Origin of the sequence: Nonomuraea roseola (genome assembly GCF_039535395.1) — a bacterium.
Classification (GTDB): domain Bacteria; phylum Actinomycetota; class Actinomycetes; order Streptosporangiales; family Streptosporangiaceae; genus Nonomuraea; species Nonomuraea roseola.
In genome coordinates this window covers 1-16,762 of record NZ_BAAAXC010000005.1, presented here as the reverse complement: position 1 = coordinate 16,762, position 16,762 = coordinate 1, and the positions used below count along the sequence as shown (strand labels likewise).

Annotated in this window: 15 protein-coding genes and 1 pseudogene; 3 read left to right on the top strand and 13 right to left on the bottom strand. The window is 71.5% G+C overall.

Going from position 1 to position 16,762, the window contains the following annotated elements; all coding sequences use genetic code 11:
• Window positions 1-34: 34 nt before the first annotated feature.
• Window positions 35-490 (top strand): Lrp/AsnC family transcriptional regulator, encoded by a 456-nt coding sequence (locus ABFX55_RS02075; RefSeq protein WP_183644619.1) that lies wholly within the window; start codon window positions 35-37, stop codon window positions 488-490.
• Between the two features lie 102 nt (window positions 491-592).
• Here the strand turns inward: ABFX55_RS02075 and ABFX55_RS02070 are convergent, their stop codons facing one another.
• The 10 genes from ABFX55_RS02070 to ABFX55_RS02025 form a co-directional block, all read right to left on the bottom strand.
• Window positions 593-1,873 (bottom strand): hypothetical protein, encoded by a 1,281-nt coding sequence (locus ABFX55_RS02070; protein WP_346117037.1) that lies wholly within the window; start codon window positions 1,871-1,873, stop codon window positions 593-595.
• Window positions 1,874-1,886: 13 nt separating this feature from the next.
• Window positions 1,887-2,915: a LacI family DNA-binding transcriptional regulator gene (locus ABFX55_RS02065; protein WP_346117035.1), complete on the bottom strand. Its 1,029-nt coding sequence runs from the start codon at window positions 2,913-2,915 to the stop codon at window positions 1,887-1,889.
• Window positions 2,916-4,622, bottom strand: a complete 1,707-nt coding sequence (locus tag ABFX55_RS02060; RefSeq protein ID WP_346117033.1) for a glycoside hydrolase family 36 protein — start codon at window positions 4,620-4,622, stop codon at window positions 2,916-2,918. It lies immediately after the preceding gene.
• 2 nt (window positions 4,623-4,624) lie between these two features.
• Window positions 4,625-5,434 (bottom strand): carbohydrate ABC transporter permease, encoded by an 810-nt coding sequence (locus tag ABFX55_RS02055; RefSeq protein WP_346117031.1) that lies wholly within the window; start codon window positions 5,432-5,434, stop codon window positions 4,625-4,627.
• Window positions 5,431-6,333, bottom strand: a complete 903-nt coding sequence (locus ABFX55_RS02050) for a carbohydrate ABC transporter permease (RefSeq protein WP_346117029.1) — start codon at window positions 6,331-6,333, stop codon at window positions 5,431-5,433. Before ABFX55_RS02050 ends, ABFX55_RS02055 begins: the two co-directional genes overlap by 4 nt.
• Window positions 6,330-7,634, bottom strand: a complete 1,305-nt coding sequence (locus ABFX55_RS02045) for an ABC transporter substrate-binding protein (RefSeq protein WP_346117027.1) — start codon at window positions 7,632-7,634, stop codon at window positions 6,330-6,332. Before ABFX55_RS02045 ends, ABFX55_RS02050 begins: the two co-directional genes overlap by 4 nt.
• A gap of 18 nt (window positions 7,635-7,652) precedes the next feature.
• Window positions 7,653-8,780 carry an aminotransferase class V-fold PLP-dependent enzyme gene (locus ABFX55_RS02040; protein ID WP_346117025.1) on the bottom strand — a complete coding sequence of 376 codons (1,128 nt, stop codon included), beginning with the start codon at window positions 8,778-8,780 and terminating at the stop codon, window positions 7,653-7,655.
• A gap of 110 nt (window positions 8,781-8,890) precedes the next feature.
• Window positions 8,891-11,320 carry a M9 family metallopeptidase gene (locus ABFX55_RS02035; protein ID WP_346117023.1) on the bottom strand — a complete coding sequence of 810 codons (2,430 nt, stop codon included), beginning with the start codon at window positions 11,318-11,320 and terminating at the stop codon, window positions 8,891-8,893.
• Between the two features lie 176 nt (window positions 11,321-11,496).
• Window positions 11,497-12,159, bottom strand: a complete 663-nt coding sequence (locus ABFX55_RS02030) for a response regulator (RefSeq protein ID WP_346117021.1) — start codon at window positions 12,157-12,159, stop codon at window positions 11,497-11,499.
• A complete protein-coding gene (locus ABFX55_RS02025; protein WP_346117019.1) occupies window positions 12,156-13,283 on the bottom strand; it encodes a sensor histidine kinase in 1,128 nt (375 codons plus the stop codon). Before ABFX55_RS02025 ends, ABFX55_RS02030 begins: the two co-directional genes overlap by 4 nt.
• 215 nt (window positions 13,284-13,498) lie before the next feature.
• On the opposite strand from ABFX55_RS02025, the gene ABFX55_RS02020 reads away from it, so the two are divergent.
• On the top strand, window positions 13,499-13,921 hold the full coding sequence (locus ABFX55_RS02020) for a DUF6223 family protein (protein ID WP_346117017.1): 423 nt from the start codon (window positions 13,499-13,501) through the stop codon (window positions 13,919-13,921).
• A 136-nt stretch (window positions 13,922-14,057) separates the two neighbouring features.
• Here the strand turns inward: ABFX55_RS02020 and ABFX55_RS02015 are convergent, their stop codons facing one another.
• On the bottom strand, window positions 14,058-15,017 hold the full coding sequence (locus ABFX55_RS02015) for a helix-turn-helix domain-containing protein (protein ID WP_346117015.1): 960 nt from the start codon (window positions 15,015-15,017) through the stop codon (window positions 14,058-14,060).
• A 52-nt stretch (window positions 15,018-15,069) separates the two neighbouring features.
• Here ABFX55_RS02015 and ABFX55_RS02010 point away from each other — a divergent pair, with 52 nt between their 5' ends.
• Window positions 15,070-15,486 carry a cupin domain-containing protein gene (locus tag ABFX55_RS02010; protein WP_346117013.1) on the top strand — a complete coding sequence of 139 codons (417 nt, stop codon included), beginning with the start codon at window positions 15,070-15,072 and terminating at the stop codon, window positions 15,484-15,486.
• Between the two features lie 371 nt (window positions 15,487-15,857).
• Here the strand turns inward: ABFX55_RS02010 and ABFX55_RS02005 are convergent, their stop codons facing one another.
• Together ABFX55_RS02005 and ABFX55_RS49635 are read right to left on the bottom strand one after the other, a co-directional pair.
• Window positions 15,858-16,352, bottom strand: a complete 495-nt coding sequence (locus ABFX55_RS02005; protein ID WP_346118277.1) for a substrate-binding domain-containing protein — start codon at window positions 16,350-16,352, stop codon at window positions 15,858-15,860.
• Window positions 16,353-16,440: 88 nt separating this feature from the next.
• Window positions 16,441-16,674, bottom strand: a pseudogene (locus ABFX55_RS49635) (LacI family transcriptional regulator); the annotation flags it as partial.
• Window positions 16,675-16,762: the final 88 nt, after the last annotated feature.

The following is a 16,762-nucleotide window of genomic DNA, read 5'->3' as shown; positions in this document are numbered from 1 at the left end:
GCTCTTGCCGGGAATCTGCCGGTAATCTGGCGCGATGGCCGAGAGTCTCGATAGCACCGACTGGTCGATCCTGGCCGAGCTCCAGCGCGACGGCCGCCTTCCGCTCACCGAACTGGGCCGGCGGGTCAACCTCAGCTCCTCGGCCGCGACGGAGCGGGTCAGACGGCTGGAGGCCGAAGGCGTCATCACCGGTTACCGGGCCGAGGTGGACCTGACGAAGGCGGGCTTCGCCGTCCTGGCGGTGGTGCGGCTGAAGTACCCCGGCAGCCGTCACGAGCCGCTGCACCGGCTGCTCGAAGAGCGCTCAGAGATCCTGGAGTGCCTGCGCGTCACCGGCGAGGACTGCTACACGCTCAAGATCGCCGCCACCACCATGAGACATCTGGAGCGGCTCGTGGACGAGCTGGCGCAGTTCGGCAGCACCACCACCAGCATCGTCTACAACCAGACCCTGCCCTACCGAGGCCCCCAGCGGGTCACCCCCGCATGACCAGGTCACGCGTTCCGCGACGGCGAACCGGGGCCGGGCTCGGTGCGCCCGGCCCCTGGCAACCGGGCTACGCCCCTGGGCTCACCGCCTTCAGCCCCAGGCTCAGGCGGTTCCTGTCCGACGCGCCGTGAGCGTGGCGCCGGGCGGCACGCGCCGGGTGAGCCCGCAGGCCGTCCAGGTGTAGGTGAGGTGCTCCGACAGGTTGGTGAGCGTGGTCGTATCGCCCTCGTGGCGGACCGCCACGCTGCCGCCGCCGACCGGGATGCCTGAGACGGCCAGCCAGTCGACGCCGGCGGGCAGTGAGGGCTCCGTGGCGATCGCGCCGCCGTGCGGCCGCACCCCCAGCAGGCCCTCGACCACCTGGCTGACCAGCGTGAACGACACCTCCGGATAGTCGCCGTTGCGCCCGCCCGCCACGTGCTCGCCTTCGCGGGAGGCGTAGATCTCCCTCATCCACCGCCAGGCCGCCTCCGGTCTGCCGTGCCGGAAGAACGTGTCGGGCAGGTACGTCCACGCCTCCACGTTGTGCGGCCTGCCGGGACCGCCGGTCTGGGCGTCGATGTGGTCCAGCAGGTCGTCGTCGGCGGTGAGCCGCTTCAGCGCGGGGAACCAGCTGCTCTCCATGCCCCAGCCCGTGACGGGCGTGCCGTCCCGGGTGAAGCCGCGCACGCCCTTCCACTCGGACGCGTAGTGGCGGCGCAGGTCGAGAGCTCGCCGCTCGTAGTCGTCGCCGTCCAGGCCGCGAGCCCTGGACAGCTCGGCCATCGCCAGGAAGGCGGCGTACCGCGCGGCGACGCCGTCACCGGCCACCGCCAGAGGCTCGCCGTCCTGCTCGTTGTAGGTGGCGGTGCCGTCGAAGATGCCCGCCCCCATGGCGGTCGGGGGCAGCTCGACGGCCCGCCGGTAGTAGTCCCACAGCACGGGGTCGTCGACGTAGGCGCGGTCGCCGGTCCACCGGTAGGCGACGGCGCCGGCCTCCACCAGCTCGTACACCGCGGGCGCCTCCCTGACGAACGCGCCGGGACCGCGGTAGTCGATCGCCAGGTAGGAGCCGTCGAAGTTGAACGCCCACACGGGGCGGTGACCGTGTTCCTCGGTGGCGGAGGCGGCGAAGCAGCGCAGCATCGCCAGGTTGGCCTCGTCGAGGCCGAGCAGGTGGGCGCCGGGGAGCTGGTGGACGAAGTCGCGCAGGTAGAAGCCGCTGCGGTGCGCGTACCCCGCCCAGTACGAGGGCAGGTAGACGCCCTCGCCCGTGCCGGACGGCTGCCGCTCGTCGACGTCGAGAGGGCCGCGCGACCCTGCGGGGTGCGCCCAGCGCAGCGCCCTGTCGCACGCCCACTCGAACATCGCCACCAGCTCCTCGTTGGAGGAGTCGATACGCATGAGAACCTTCCGATCAGGGGCCGAGACTCGGGCGGACCACCAGCTCGCCTGGGAGCAGGAGGCCGGCCTGGGGGGTGACGCCGTCCTCGACGATCTGCAGCAGCCTGCTGACCAGCGCCTCGGCGATACGGCGGAGCGGCAGCCGTACGGTGGTCAGGGCGGGTTGCAGGAACGCGGTGACGGGCAGGTCGTCGAAGGCGACCAGGGCCAGGTCGGCGCCGATCTCCACGCCCTCGGCCCTGGCGGCGGCGTAGACGCCGAGGGCGAGCCAGTCGCCCCCGGCCACGATCGCGGTCGGGCGGGCGCGGCCCGCGAGCAGCTCACGGGTGGCCGCGACGATCTCGCCGGGGTCGTCGCCCGGCACGGAGAACTCCTGCCCCGCCATGCCATGGCGGCGCACACCCGCGAGGAACCCGTCGCGCCGGTCGTCCATCCACGGCTGCCCGGAGGAGGAGCCGAGGAAGGCCACCTTGCGGTGCCCTCTGGCCGCCAGCAGGCCTACCAGCTCGATCACCGCCTGGACGCTGTCGATGTCCACCCACGACTGCGGGTGCCCAGGCTCGGTGCGGCCGAAGGCGGCGAAGGGGAAGCCCTCCGCGGCCAGATGGGCCACACGGGGGTCGTCACGCAGTATGTCGGACAGCAGGAAGCCGTCCACCGTGCGCCCGGCGATCAGCTCGTCGAGCGCCTGCTCCTGGCTCTGCCCAGGGCGCGGCCTCACCAGCAGGATCCGGTAGCCGGCCTCGCCCGCCGCGGACACGACCGCCTCGAGGAAACCGCCCATCAGCGGGTTGGGGTTGGCCGGATCGTCCACCGGCGTCGGGTAGGCGATGATCCGCCTGGTACCGGACTTCAGGGCGCGCGCCGACTGGTCGGGCCGGTAGCCGAGCTCCTCGATCAGCGCCGTCACCCGCTCCAGCGTCTCGGCCCTCAGCCGGTGCGGGGCGTTGAGCGCGTTGGAGATCGTCTGACGTGACACGCCGGCCGCGCGCGCGACGTCCTCGATGGTGACCCCGCGCTCGCGTGGCCGACGTGTCGTCACCTAGTCTCTCCTCAGCTTGAGCAGGCCGCCCATGGGCACCTCGACCAGGCACGCTCCCGCGTCGAACCGCAACCTGTCGGCCCTGACGAGCGACCCTCCGCAGTCGAAGACCTCGGCTCGCGCCTCGCCCTCGCCGTAGAGGACCACGCGGGGGTCGGGGTCGGCGTTGGCGACGAGCACCTCGCCCGTGCCCGGAACGTCCACGGCGAGGGGAGCGTAACGGGCGATGATCGTGGTCTCCCCATCGTAGGCCCGCACGAGCGGGTAGCCGTGTTCAGGCTGCGCCGGCTCCAGCACGCCCAGCTGCAGCGCGTCGAGGTGGCGGCGGAAGATCCCCAGCCAGAACCCGACGGCGGCGAGCTGGTCGGGCCGCTGCGCCGCCAGGTCGACCGACAGCTGCGGCACCGAGAACAGCGCGTTGATCAGGTGCACCGCCACCTGCTCGGCGGGCTCGTCCGGGTGCCAGAGGATCATGTCCGAGTGCACGGCGACCGGGCCGGCGGTCAGCCGCAGGTCGATCGTGCGCTGCCGGTTCTCCTGCGGGCTGAGCGGGCAGTCGGTCGCCCGCACCATGTTCGCGTACGGCCACAGCCCGGGGCTCGTGTACGGCTGGCGGTGCTCGATCAGCACCTCCGGCCTGGTACGGCGCAGCCGTGCGTCGAGGTCGTGCAGCAGCCGCCGCACCCCCTCGTCGACCTCCGCGCAGTCGGCGCCGTCGGCGGGCGCGGGGTCGCCGCCGGGCGTGGCGAACCGGTCCACGAAGTCGATCTTCAGGCCGTCCATGCCCCAGAGCTCGACCGCCTGGGCGAGCCTGCCGACGAGGAACTCGCGCACCTCGGGGTGGCGCGGGTCGAGCACCGCCGCGTCCATGTGGTCGAGGTAGCGCAGGAACCTGCCCTCGAAGCGCTCGAAGGCCGCGTTGTGCTTGCCGACGAACGGCAGCGCGTACCACAGCAGGTAGGCCATGCCGTTGCTCTGGACCCTGCGCACGTGGCTCGCGATGTCGGGGAACGCCTCCTTGTTGGGTTCCCAGTCGCCGCAGAAGGCGTAGCCGCGGGCCCGGTCGGCGGTCTGCCAGCCGTCGTCCACGATGATCGTCTCGCAGCCGAGCCCCTTCGACAGCCTCGCCTGCAGCTCCACCGCCTCCTCGGTGACCTCCTGGTGCATGCTGTACCAGGTGGAGTAGACCGGCAGCCTGGCCTGACGCGGCGTCGGCGGCAGGTGGCGGCCCTGCTGCCACCACTCCGCCACGCCGGCCAGGGCCGCGGAGTACAGCCGGTCCGACAGGTCGATCCTGACGCGCAGCCCGTCGCCCTGCAGGGTGAAGACGAACTCGCCGGTCTCCTCGATCAGCCCACCGGTGAAGCTCACCGGCGCCACCGACTCCGCCAGCGCCGCCGTGCACACGTTGGCGCCCGCCGTACCGACCAGGCTCACCACCGGCGCGCCCATGGTCAGCCTGGCCGACATCGGCGCGTTCCAGATCGGCGGCACCCAGCGGGTGCCGCTGCCCGGCGTCCAGAAGGCGGCGGTGTTCACGCACGGCACCTTCCACTGCACCCCCGTCGCCTCGGGGGCGTCGATCAGCCAGACGCCCTCGGCGACCGGCGTCACCGTGACGCCGGTGGTCCCCGCGACCGCCACCTCGACCCCGCCCGCGTGGACCACGGTCGTCTCGCCGAGCGCGTGCGGCTCCCAGATCTGCATGTCTATCCCTTCGTGGCACCGGCCAGCAGGCCGGAGATGAACTGTCGCTGGAGAACGAGGAAGAGGATCATCATGGGCAGCGAGGAGATCGCCGTGCCCACCATGACCTGGCCGAAGTCGGTCCTGGCCAGCCCCTGCAGGGTGGCCAGCGCGACGGGCAGGGTGTACATCTCGGGCGTGCGCAGCGCGATCAGCGGCCACAGGAAGTCGTTCCACGCGCCGAGGAAGAGAAAGACCGCCAGCGCCGCCAGCACGGGCCGCATCACCGGGACCACCACCCGCCACAGCACCCGCAGCTCACCCGCGCCGTCCACCCGCGCCGCGTCCAGCAGCTCGTCGGGTATGGCCAGCAGCGACTGCCGCATCAGGAAGATGCCGAACGGCACCGACAGGCTCGGCAGGATCAGCGCCGGATAGCTGTCGATCAGCCCGAGGTCGTTCATCATCTCGAAGATCGGGATGATGGTCACGCCGCCGGGGATGACGAGCGTCGACAGCAGCAGCACGAAGAACAGGTTGCGGCCCTTGAAGGAGAACTTGGCGAAGGCGTAGCCCGCCAGCAGCGACACCACGATCGCCCCCGCGGTCTGCACGACCGCGACGTACAGCGTGTTGCCCAGCACCCGCATGAGACCGATCGACTCCTCCAGCTGGGCCGTGTTCGCGGCAAGCTGGTCGCCGGGGTAGAACTTCGGCGGCCAGGAGAAGATGTCGGCCGTGCTGTGCGTGGCGGCCATGGCCAGCCAGTAGAACGGGCCGACACACAGCCCGAACACCACGGCCAGCGTGAAAGTGAGCGTCCAGCCCTTCATTTCTTCTGCAACCTCATCTGTGCGATGCCGAACACGGCCACGATCAACGTCAGGGCGTAGGCGATCGCCGCCGCGTAACCGAAGTCGAAGTAGCGGAAGCCGTTCTGGTACAGGTAGAGCGAGATCGTCAGCGTGGAGTTGTCAGGGCCGCCGCCGGTCAGCACGAACGGCTCGTCGAACAGCTGCAGCGTCCCGATCGTCGACAGCACCACCGTCAGCGCCAGGATCGGCCGCAGCTGGGGCACCGTGATCGACCAGAACCTGCGGGCCGCGCCCGCGCCGTCCACCATCGCCGCCTCGTACAGCTCCTTGGGGATGCTCTGGAGGCCGGCCAGGTAGATGACCGCGTTGTAGCCGGTGTAGTGCCAGGTCAGCGCGATGACGATGGAGATGCGGGCCCAGAACGGGCTGCCCAGCCAGTCGATCGGCGTCACGCCGAAGAAGCCGAGCAGCCAGTTGAGCAGGCCAGCGTCCTTGCGCAGGATCACCGAGAACATCACGCCGTAGGCGACCAGACCCGTCAGGCTCGGCATGAACACCCCGAGCCGCCACAGGCCGCGCAGCCGTACGAGGGGGGAGTTGAGCCCGAGCGCCAGCAGCAGCGCGAACAGCAGCATGATCGGCACCTGGACGACCAGGATCAGTCCGGTGTTCCAGAGGGAGGTCCAGAACAGCGGGTCGTTCACCAGCCGGACGTAGTTGTCGAGCCCGACGAAGCTGCGGGCCCCGCCCGCGCCGGTGGTCAGGCTGATGTACATCGCGGCGAGGATCGGATAGGCCTTGAAGACCAGGAAGCCGAGCAGCGCGGGCATGATCAGCAGGTAGGGGATGTTCCGCCTGGTCACGTACGACCGCCTGGTCCGCGCCCGCTCCCGCGGCCTGGACAGCGTGAGCGTCATCCGGCGAGCTTCCTGTTCGTCTGCTGGGCCAGCAGCGTGGCGGCCTCGGTCAGCGCGGCGGCCGGGTCGGCGCCCTTGAGCAGCACCTTCGTCTGCGCGTCACTGGCGATCTTCAGCGCCCTCGCGTAGTCGCCCGAGTAGTAGGTCGCGTCGGCGCCCTCGGTGAGCGCGTCGACGAACGTCTTGAGGGCGGGCTGGTCGCCGAAGTACGGCTGGGGCTCGGTGAACCTCGGGTCGGCGTAGGCCGCGGTCAACGCGGGGAAGACGCCGCCCTCCTTGAAGACCTTGTTGATCACTTCGGGCTTGGTCAGCGCGTACTCGACGAACTTGTACGCCTCCTTCTGGTGCGGGCTGGTGCCCGACACCGCCAGGTGCGTGGAGTTGACGATCGCGGTGCGCTTGCCGCCGGGCGTCACGGCGGGCGGCTGCATCACGCGCCACAGGCCCTTCTGCTCCGGGCGCATGTCGGGGATGTAGCTGACCGCCCACGCCGCCCACGGCAGCACGGCCAGCTTGCCGCTGCTGATGAGCTGCTTGGCCGTGCCCTCGCCGGAGGTGTCGGCGACGATGCCCGCGTCGTTCATCTTCTTGAGCAGCGTCATGGCCTGGACGGCGGGCGCCGAGCTCAGCGTCACCTCGCCCTGCCCGTTGAAGTAGAACGCGCCCTGCTGCTGGAGCAGCGACTGGTAGAGGTCCATGTCGACGCTGCCCGCCGCGGGCTTGTTCAGGCCGACGAGGAAGGCGCCGGTCTTCTCCTTGAGCTTCTTGCCGGCCTCGATCGCCTCGTCCCAGGTGGTGATCTTCTCCATGTCGACGCCCGCCTTGTCGAACAGGTCCTTGCGGTAGAAGAAGCCGACCGGGTTGACCTCCCACGGCATCGCGTAGACGCCGCCGTCCTTGCCCGTCACGGTCGGCCACAGGCCCTTGGCGAAGGCGTCCTTGTGCGAGTCGGCGCCCAGCTTGCGCAGGTCGGCCAGGCCGCCGGGGAACTTGTCCATGTAGCCGGGCAGGTAGTCGATGCCGATGTGCAGCACGTCGCCCAGGCCCTTGCCACCCGCGGCCATGCCGATGGTGATCTTGTCCCAGATGGCGGGGTTGCCGACGGCCTGGACGGTGACCTTGATGTTCGGGTTGGCCTTCTCGAAGTCCTTCGCGACGGCGGCCAGGCCGTCGGAGGCGGGCTTCCACGACCAGACAGTGATCTTGACGGGGCCTGCCTGCCCGGGTTCCTCGGCGGCACCGCAGGCTGCGGTGAGCGCACCGGTGAGGAGGACGGCGAGGGCCGCGCGACGGTCGATCATTTCGTTCCTTTCGGGGGGTCAGGGCCTGCGTGCGGTACGCAGTCCCTCGGCCAGGCGATCCACGGCCTGGCTCGGGGTGGTGGCGTGGGGGGACAGCCGGATCCAGCGGCCGCGCAGCGTGGTGGTGAGCCCCGCTCTTGTGAGGGCGGCGTGGACGTCCTCCGGGTCGTTTCCTGGGAGGCGGAGGCAGGCGATGCCGCCGCGCTCGCCGGGAGGAAGACCGTCGTGCGGGATCTCCGCGCCGGCGGCTCTGGCGGTGTCGAGGAGGGCGCCGAGGGTGTCGGCGACTCTGGTGGCGATGGCCTGGACACCCACGGCGCCGACGAGATCGAGGGCGGCGCCGAGTGCGGAGACGGCCGGGTAGTCGGGGTTGGTCAAGGTGTGCGCGGCCGCCCCCGGCAGTGGCTCGCGGGGGTGACCCTCCGATGCCAGCGGGTCGTGGACGCCTGACCAGCCGCCGAGGCCCGGCGAGAGGTGGTGGGCGACACGGTCGCGGACCACGAGGAGGGCCGCGCCCCACCCCGCCCTGAGCCACTTCTGGCCACCGGAGGCGAGCACGTCGGCCGCCTCGACCTCCAGCGGGACCGCGCCGAGGCCCTGGATCGCGTCCACGATCAGGACCCGGTCCGGTCCGAGGAGCTCCTTGAGCGCGCCCAGTGGCGCCCTGTGGCCGGTCAGCGCGTCCACCGCGCTCACCGTGAGCGCCCTGACGTCGGGGGTCAGGTGCGCGGCCACGACCTCGGGGGTCACCCGAGGAGCGTCGATCCACCGCACCCTTGGGCCTCCGCGATCCTGGAACCGCAGCCACGGGTAGACGTTCGAGGGGAACTCGCCGCGCCGCACCAGCACCACCCCCTCGTCCGTGGCGCCGCGGCCGAGGGCGGCGGCGGCCGCGAACAGGGCGTGGCTGGTGGAGGTGGCGAAGGTGACCTCGTGCCGCGCGGCCCGCAGGAACAGGGCCGCGCCCGCGCGGACCTCCTCGGCCCGCGCCGCCAGCACGTCCACCGCCTGCTCGCCCATGCTCAGCCGCGTCGCCTCGACGAGCGTCTTGGCCACGTCGTGCGAGATGGGGCCCACCCTGGCGAAGTCCAGATAGCCGGGGAGGTCATCGAATCGCTGCAGGTAGCGCACGAGTTGAACGTTCATATCAACAGGGCGCTGCATGGGACTCCAGACCAGAGAGGGGGGATATGAACGTTCAATATAGGGCAGACCGGGCGCGCCGGGAAGACCCCGGGCGCGCCCGTTCGTGCGGATCAGTATTCGGTGGTCAGCGTGACGCCGCCGAAGTCGGTCACGCCGTACAGGCTGACGTAGTTCCAGCTGTTCGGCTGGACATCGGCCACCAGGCTCTCCGCGGTGCCAGGACCCGTGGACCGGGTGTCATGGGAGGTGACGGTCGCCCATCCCGCCCTCCTGACGTACAGGTCGGCGTTGCCCGTGCCGCCGGAGGAGGTGACCTTGAGCCTGGTCACGCCCGGCGGGATCCACAGGTAGAAGTAGGCATGGTTCCGGTTGGTGTGCCCGATCCCGGTGCGCCTGCAGTCCTCGCCCATGAGGCGCGGGTCATCGCCGGGGCAGTCGGGAAGGGCGGGCGGCTCGGCGCAGGCGCCCGCCGCGCACGCGGTCAGCCAGGTCCGCCAGTCGGCCTCGTGGTCGAGTGAGCGCAGCAGGCCGCCCGCGGCGCTCCAGTCTCCCGTCCTGTAGTGGCCGAGCAGCGTGGCGACCTCGGCACGCTGACGCTCGAACATGTACCGGACGGCGAGATAGCCCCAGACGTAGATGCGGTTCTGGCCCTGGCCGTAGGCGGTGTCGAAGAGTTCGCGCAGCGTGTGGCTGTGCTTGGCGGCCTCCGTGTGGGCGGTGGTGTTGGGCAGGCCGCGGTAGGACCACGAGACGTACTCGGCCAGGCCCTCGCTCCACCACACGACGGGCGTGGTCGGGGAGCCGAAGTTTCCGTACAGGTCGAAGCGGCCGTCGAGGTAGTGCGTGTACTCGTGGTTGAGATTCCACACCGCGAAGTCGGGCCGCTCCCACGTCGCCTCGTAGGCGATGAAGCGCGCCTGGTTGCCCGCCGCGGCGGGGTCGCCTTCCAGGTACATGCCGCCGTTGTTGGTGTCGATGCCGTAGATCGGGCCCGCGTAGGTCCGGTAGTCGGCGCTGGAGTCGAAGACGACCACCTCCAGCGTGGCGTTGCCGTCCTCGGCGACGGGCCTGCCGCCGGAGGCGACCAGGCCGTGGAAGAAGGCGTCCTGGTTCGCCAGGCTCGCGCAGGTGGTCGCGAACTGCGCCGCGGTCATGTCCTGGGCCAGGATGCGCAGGGCCGGGCCACAGGTATGGGTCAACGGCAGGGCTACGGCCTTCAGCCTGACCGGCAGGTCGCACACGTCGTAGTACGCGCAGTCGGCGGGGACGCTGTCGAAGGTCACGTCCGCGATGCCGATCCAGAGCGGAGCGGTCCTGCCGGTGATCGAGAACTCCTCCAACATGGCCTTCACCATGGGTTTGACGGTTGGGACCAGTTCGGCGTGGCTCAGGAACCTGGCCAGCTCCCGCCCGGCGTTGACGGTCATGAACGCGGAGTCGGTGCCGAGCAGATCAAGATGGTTCTCGGCGAAGGCCTTCAGGGAGTGGAGCAGGCCGTGGTCGGCGGCGACGGCGGCGACGAAGTCGGGCCTCCAGTGGCCGCGGAAGATCGTGTTGAAGGCCTCGTAGACGGCGTTGCGCATCCACCACGAGGCGTTGTGGGCGCTGTCGTAGGAGTCGAGCAGGCGCTTCATGACCGGGATGTAGCGGGCGTTCTCTCCGGAGCTCGCGGTCAGGATGACCGCCTCGGTGAGCACCTCTCCGTTGGCGTCGGAGACCGTCCTGGAGGCGGGCGCGGCGAAGAACGCGTCGAGCCCCGCCCGCACCGCCACCTGCAGGCTCTCGGTGTACGGCCCGACCGCGTCCCGGTTGTACCACTGCACGTAGTAGCCGGCGCGCAGGTAGAGCAGGAGCTGTTCCACAGAGGTGGAGTTGTCGCCGGGATAGGAGGGGGCTGCGCTCCGGAGGGCGTTCGCCACGGTGATCATCTGCGCTTCGCGGAAGGCGCCACGGGCGTCGTCGCCGGTCAGCGCGAACAGCGTGTTGACGCACGAGACCTGCGCCGCCTTGATCGCGGCCACGAGCGCGTCGCCCGTCCTGGTGGTGAAGACGGTGACGTCGCAGGCCGCCGCCTTGGCGGAGCGGGCGGAGGGACGCGGGCGGGTCGGCTGCGCGGCGGGGTCGTCGTAGTCGCGCCTGCTCTCCTTGCGGGGCTCGGCGAGCGGCGGCAGCTCGGTGGCGGGCAGCGGCTCGGCCTGCCGGTGAGGGGTGGCGGCCGAGGCGTCCCCGGCGGGCGGCGGCTCGGCGCCCGCCGGGGACGCCACCCCTGGTGTCGTCGCGGCGGCCTCCGCGCGCCCGGCGAGCGCGGGGCCTTCGGCGCGCCCGGCGACCGCAGGGGCTTCGGCGTGCGCGGCGGCTGCGGAGTCTTCGGCGCGCCGGGCGGCCCCGGAGGCTTCGGCGTGCGCGGCGACCGCGGAGGGCGGGGCCGCCGCGGATAACTCGAGGGAGTCGGCGTGGGAGGCGGGGGCGAGGCCGCCCGCTCCCAGGCCGAGCGTCAGGGCGACCACGGCCGCCTTCAGCATGGATTGCGCGATTCTCATCGCCACTCCTGGGGGGATGGAGCGCGGTAGGGCCAGGCCCCCGAACATCCGGCCGGCCGCGATGGGCTACGTGATGCGTAACATGTCACACCGTTCAGGTGGAATCAAGACCGAATTTTATGAACGTTCATAGTGCACTGCCCTCATGCCGTCACGGGGGTGTCGAGGAGGAGGTATCAGGATGTGCCCGGGGCCACCAGGCCGGATTCGTAGGCGAGGACGACGAGCTGAGCGCGGTCGCGGGCGTGGAGCTTGGCCATGGCTCGGTTGATGTGGGTTTTCGCGGTCATCGGGCTGATCACCATGCGGTCCGCGATCTGGTCGTTGGACAGGCCGTGCGCGACCAGGGCGACGGCCTCGCGTTCGCGGCTGGTCAGGTCTTTCAGCCCCGTGCCGGCGCCGGTGATGAGCGGCTGGTTGATGTACCTGTTGATGAGCTTGCGGGTGATCGACGGGGCGAGCAGCGCGTCACCGCGCGCGGCGACGCGCACGGCGTGAAGGAGGTCTTCGGGCACGATGTCCTTGACGAGGAATCCGGCCGCGCCGGCGCGCAGCGCGTGGAAGACGTATTCGTCGAAGCCGTAGTTGGTCAGGATGACGACGTGCACCCCGGCCAGGGCCGGGTCGGCGGCGATGCGCCGGGTCGCCTCGATGCCGTCGGCGACCGGCATCTGGATGTCGATGAGAGCGACGTCGGGCAGATGCTCCCTCGCCAGAGCCCACCCCTCCACACCGTCGCCGGCCTCGGCCACCACCTCGATGTCGTCTTCCAGGTCGAGGAGCGCGCGAAATCCGCTGCGGATGAGTGGCTGGTCGTCCACCAGCAGGACACGGATCATGACGTCCGGCCCACAGGCAGTTCGGCCTGGACGGTGAAACCGCCCTCGCTGCGCGGCTCGGCGCTCAGTCGACCGCCGAGTGCCGTGACTCGTTCGCGCATCCCGAGCAGCCCGACGCCGGGCACAGGGGCGGCGTCCGGTGTGGCCCTGCCGTCGTCATCGATGCGTATCGCGAGGCCGTCCGGACGGCAGTCGATCCGGACCGACGCGGAAGCGGCGGCCGCATGCCGGGCGATGTTGGTGAGCGACTCCTGCACGATCCGGTAGACGGTCCTGCTCACCGCGGCCGGCACGTCATGTCGTTGCCCTTCGATCGTCAGCGTCGCGTCCAAACCGATGCTGCGGGCCCGTTCCACCAGCTCAGGGACGTCGTCGAGCCCACGCGGCGGGGTCGTGTCGTCATCGCGCAGCGCCTGCAGGGTCGCGCGCAGTTCCCGCGCCGCCTCACGTCCGGCCTCCTGGATCGCCAGCAGGGACTCAGGCACCTGTTCACCACGCCTGCGGGCCACGTGGACGGCGACTTCGGCCTGCACCTTGATGATCGAGATCTGGTGGGTGAGCGAATCGTGCAGCTCCCGCGCGATGTGCAGCCGCTCCTCGTCGGCGCGGTGCTGCGCGATCTCCTCCCTGGTGCGCTCGGCTTCCTCCGCCCGCCGCTCGGCCTGCCGCACCGCTTCACCCGCGGCACCGGCCGCGACCAGCCAGGCCAGCTCCAGCGCGCCTCGGGCCTGCGCGAACGCCTCACCCGTGTCGTGCAGGCCCGAGGCCAGGGCCGCGAGAGGGAGGAGGGCCAGCACGGTCACGCTCGCCGCCACCGTGATCATGCGGTGTCCCGCCCGCACGGCGGCGTACACCGCGAACAGGTAGGCGACGGCAGGCACGTCGAAACCGGCCGCGTGATGACCCACCGCGCACAGCCCGGTGACGGCCAGGACGAGAACCGGGGCCCGGCGGCGCGCGACCAGCGCCAGGCCGCCAGCCGCCAGCAGCGCGTAGCCGAACAGGTCGAGGGTCGTGGCGGAGTGCTGCCCGGACAGCCCGGTGACCAGCAGCGCCGCCGCCACGCAGATGGCGATCGTCCAGTCTGTGACCCAGACCCTGACACCGGACCGTCCTATGCGCATGCGCGCACTGTAGCGGGACGTCCGCGCGGGTGACTCCTGCGCGCGGATGATCGGCCGGCTACCGCACACGCGGTACTTTCGCGGCTCCTGCGGCGTCCGCGGTAGCCGGCTGCGGCATCGGCGTCAGCGCACATCGCCTGCGTCCGCTGGACGACCGGCGGGCGGTCCTGCGGACATGATCAGACGACGCCCAGTCGTAGGAGAGGAAGCACCTCATGCCAGTTCGATTCTTGCTCGTCGTGGCCGGAGCCGCCCTGATCGGTGGTTTCGGGCTCGCCGCACCGGCGGCCGCGCACGTCTTGGTCCAGGCGGACCCCGCCGGCGCTTACACCATGACCTCCGGGCGCCTCTGGTCCCTGGTGGCCGCGCTGCTGGGGCTGGCCGGCGCGGTCATCGGCGGGCTGGCTCTGGCCCGCCCCGCCAGCCGTATCGGCACCGGCACCGGGCGAGGCGGGGCCATGATGGCGCTGGTGGCGGGGCTGGCCGGCGCGGTCGTCGGCGGGCTGGTCGTCGCCGCAGCCGAGGGTGGTCCCGGCACCGGCTACGGAATAGTCGGGGGCTACCTGGCCCTGGCGGTAGGGGTGATCGCCATGGCTCTCGGCGGGCTGGCTCTGACCCGCGCCCGCCGCACCGGCTGACCCGGATGCGGGCTGACCACAAGGGGGCGGTCTCGAACGGCTCGGCGGCGCCCCGGCAGGGCAGCCGGGCTCCCCCACCGCTCGGGTCGAGGTCACCGGGTGGCAGCCGACCTGGAGAGGGCGGGTCGTCTGAGCATCAGGGCAGCGCGAACCGCTCGCGGTAGGCCGAGGGGCTGAGGCCGGTCCGGCGGCGCAGCTGCGTCCGCAGGTTGGCGGTGGTGCCGAGTCCGGTGGCCCTGGCGACCACGTCCAGCCTGGGCTCGCCGCGTTCGATGAGCCTGCAGGCCAGCGCGACGCGCTCGCTCGTGAGCCAGGCGAGCGGGGTGGTGCCGACCTCCGTCTGGAAGCGCCGGTGCAGGGTCGCGGGGCTGACGGCGGCGCGGGCGGCCAGGTCGGCGACGGTCAACGGGCGGTCCAGGCGCTCCTGGGCCCAGGCCAGCACCGGCGCCATCGAGGTGTTCCTGATCTCGGGCACGGGCCGTTCGACGAACTGGCGCTGACCGCCGTCGCGGTGCACGGCGAACACCAGGCGGCGGCTCACCGCGTTCGCGACCTCGGCGCCGTGGTCGCGGCGGATGAGATGCAGGCCGAGGTCGAGAGCCGCGGCGCTGCCCGCGGCGGTCAGCACGTCTCCGTCGTCCACGAACAGCACGTCGGGCTGGAGCCGTACGGACGGGAAGCTGATGCGGAACAGCTCCGCCCAGCGCCAGTGGGTGGTCGCCCTGCGGCCGTCGAGCACGCCCGCCGCGGCCAGGGTGAACGCGCCGGTGCAGAAGCTGACCAGGCGGGCGCCGCGGCCGGCGGCGCGTCTGATGGCCTCCAGCACCGCAGGGGCGGGCGGCGTCTCCGGATCGGGCCTGTTGGGCGCGATGACGGTGTCCGCGTGCTCCACCGCCTCCAGGCCCGCGATGCCCGACATCCTGAACATCCCCTCGTGCATGACGACCTCGCCGGGGGCGCAGAGCGTGAAGTCGTACCACGGCCTGCCCAGCTCGGGACGGCGCAGGCCGAACAGCTCGGTGGCCACCCCCAGCTCGAAGGGGTTCGAGCCGTCGTCGACGATCATCACGACCCGATGCGAGGATTCTTGCGGCATGTGCGATTCCTAGCACTCACTGCCCCGCCAGGCCAACCGCCAGAGTGTCGGCATGAGCAACCAACCGATCGACCTGCAGGCCGCGCTGGCCTCCTTCACCGCACTCTGGAGCCCGCGGATCGTCGCACGGGTGAACGACTACGACGTCAGGATCGCCAAGGTCGAGGGCGAGCACCTCTGGCACGCCCACGACGACACCGACGAGTTCTTCCTGGTGCTGGACGGCGAGCTGGCCATCGCGCTGCGCGACGACGACTCGAGAACGGAACGGACCGTCACCCTGCCCAAGGGCGCCGTCTTCGTCGTCCCGCGCGGGATCGAGCACAAGCCGTCCTCGCCCGCGGGGGCCTCGATCCTGATGTTCGAGCCGACCGGCACCCTGAGCGTGGGCGATCGCCACGAGGCCGTGCCCTCCCACGTCGACGCCACCACCGGCCATGCCCTCACCGGATCCGCCCCTGCCAGGTGAGGACCTCTCCGAAGGGCGACCGGCGAAGGCATCCCCCGCGACGGCGGCCCGGTCCGCGAGCCGAGCCACTGTCGCGGGGAAGCGCGGCAGCAATCAGCCGAGCGGGACGCCCACGCGGAGGTCGTCGAAGTCGACGGCGGCCCGGCCCGTGACCGACTGCACCGATCCTGGTCCAGTGATCGGCTTCGGGTAGGTGACGGTGACCCGCGGCGTCGCCTCCCCGCCGACGAAGGCCTTGATCTCGGTGTCCCGCAGTTCGACCCGGAGCGTCGTCGGTATGCGTGGCCGCCAGGCGACCCGGCGGCCCGCGATGCGCGCGCGGCCGTCCCCAGGACGGCTCGGCGGCCACGGGCGCCCGGCCCGGGGCGTTGCTACGCGTGCCCGTCCCCCACGGGGAGCGAGGTCGCTCGAACCACGAGCTGCGGGTCGAAACGACCCCGCGTGTCCTCTTCGCCTTCGATGCCGAGCAGGATCCGGACCGCGCTGGCGCCGAGCGCCGCGGAGGGGTGCCGGATGGACGTGAGCGGCACGATCGCGAAGTCGGCGAACTCTATGTCGTCGTAGCCGACGAGCGAGAGATCCTCCGGCACCCGGACCCCCGCCACGATGAGGCCGTGCAGGAGCCCGAGCGCGAGCAGGTCGTTGCCCGCCAGGATTCCGTCGGGGAGGCCGGACCTCGGGCGCTCGAGCAGCGTCCGCGCGACCGTCTCGCCGACCTTCGCGGTCTGGACCTGCACGCGGACGACCTCGAGCGAGGCCGGTGCCATGGACTCGGCGACCGCTCGCCTGGCCCCTGCCAGGCGCAGGTCGATGTGGGGGTGCGTGCCGCCCACGAACAGCAGGCGCCGCCTGCCCTGGGCGAGCAGGTGGGAGGCGGCGAGGTAGCCGCCCCGCTCGTTGTCGCCCGAGATGGCCGGATAGCTGTGGCGGGCCCGGGGCGATGCCGACCAGGACGAACGGTGTCCCCCGCCTGCTCAGCCCGAGCAACTCCGCGGGAACGTCGCCCACCGGAGCGGCCACGACGCCGCTCACCTGCTGGGACTCGAAGAAGTTGATGTAGGCGCGCTCGCGCTCGGGGCTCTCGTCGCTGTTGGCGACCAGGATGAAGCGGCCGTGCGCGGCGGCCTCCGCCTCCGCGCCCGCCGCGATCTCCGCGTAGACGGGGTTGCCCGCGCTGGAGACGAGCAGCCCGAGCGCGAGGCTGTGGCCGACGCGCAGCCGCCGCGCCGCGTCGTTGCCGACGTTCGTCAGATACCTCGTCTGCGCGGCCTTCGGG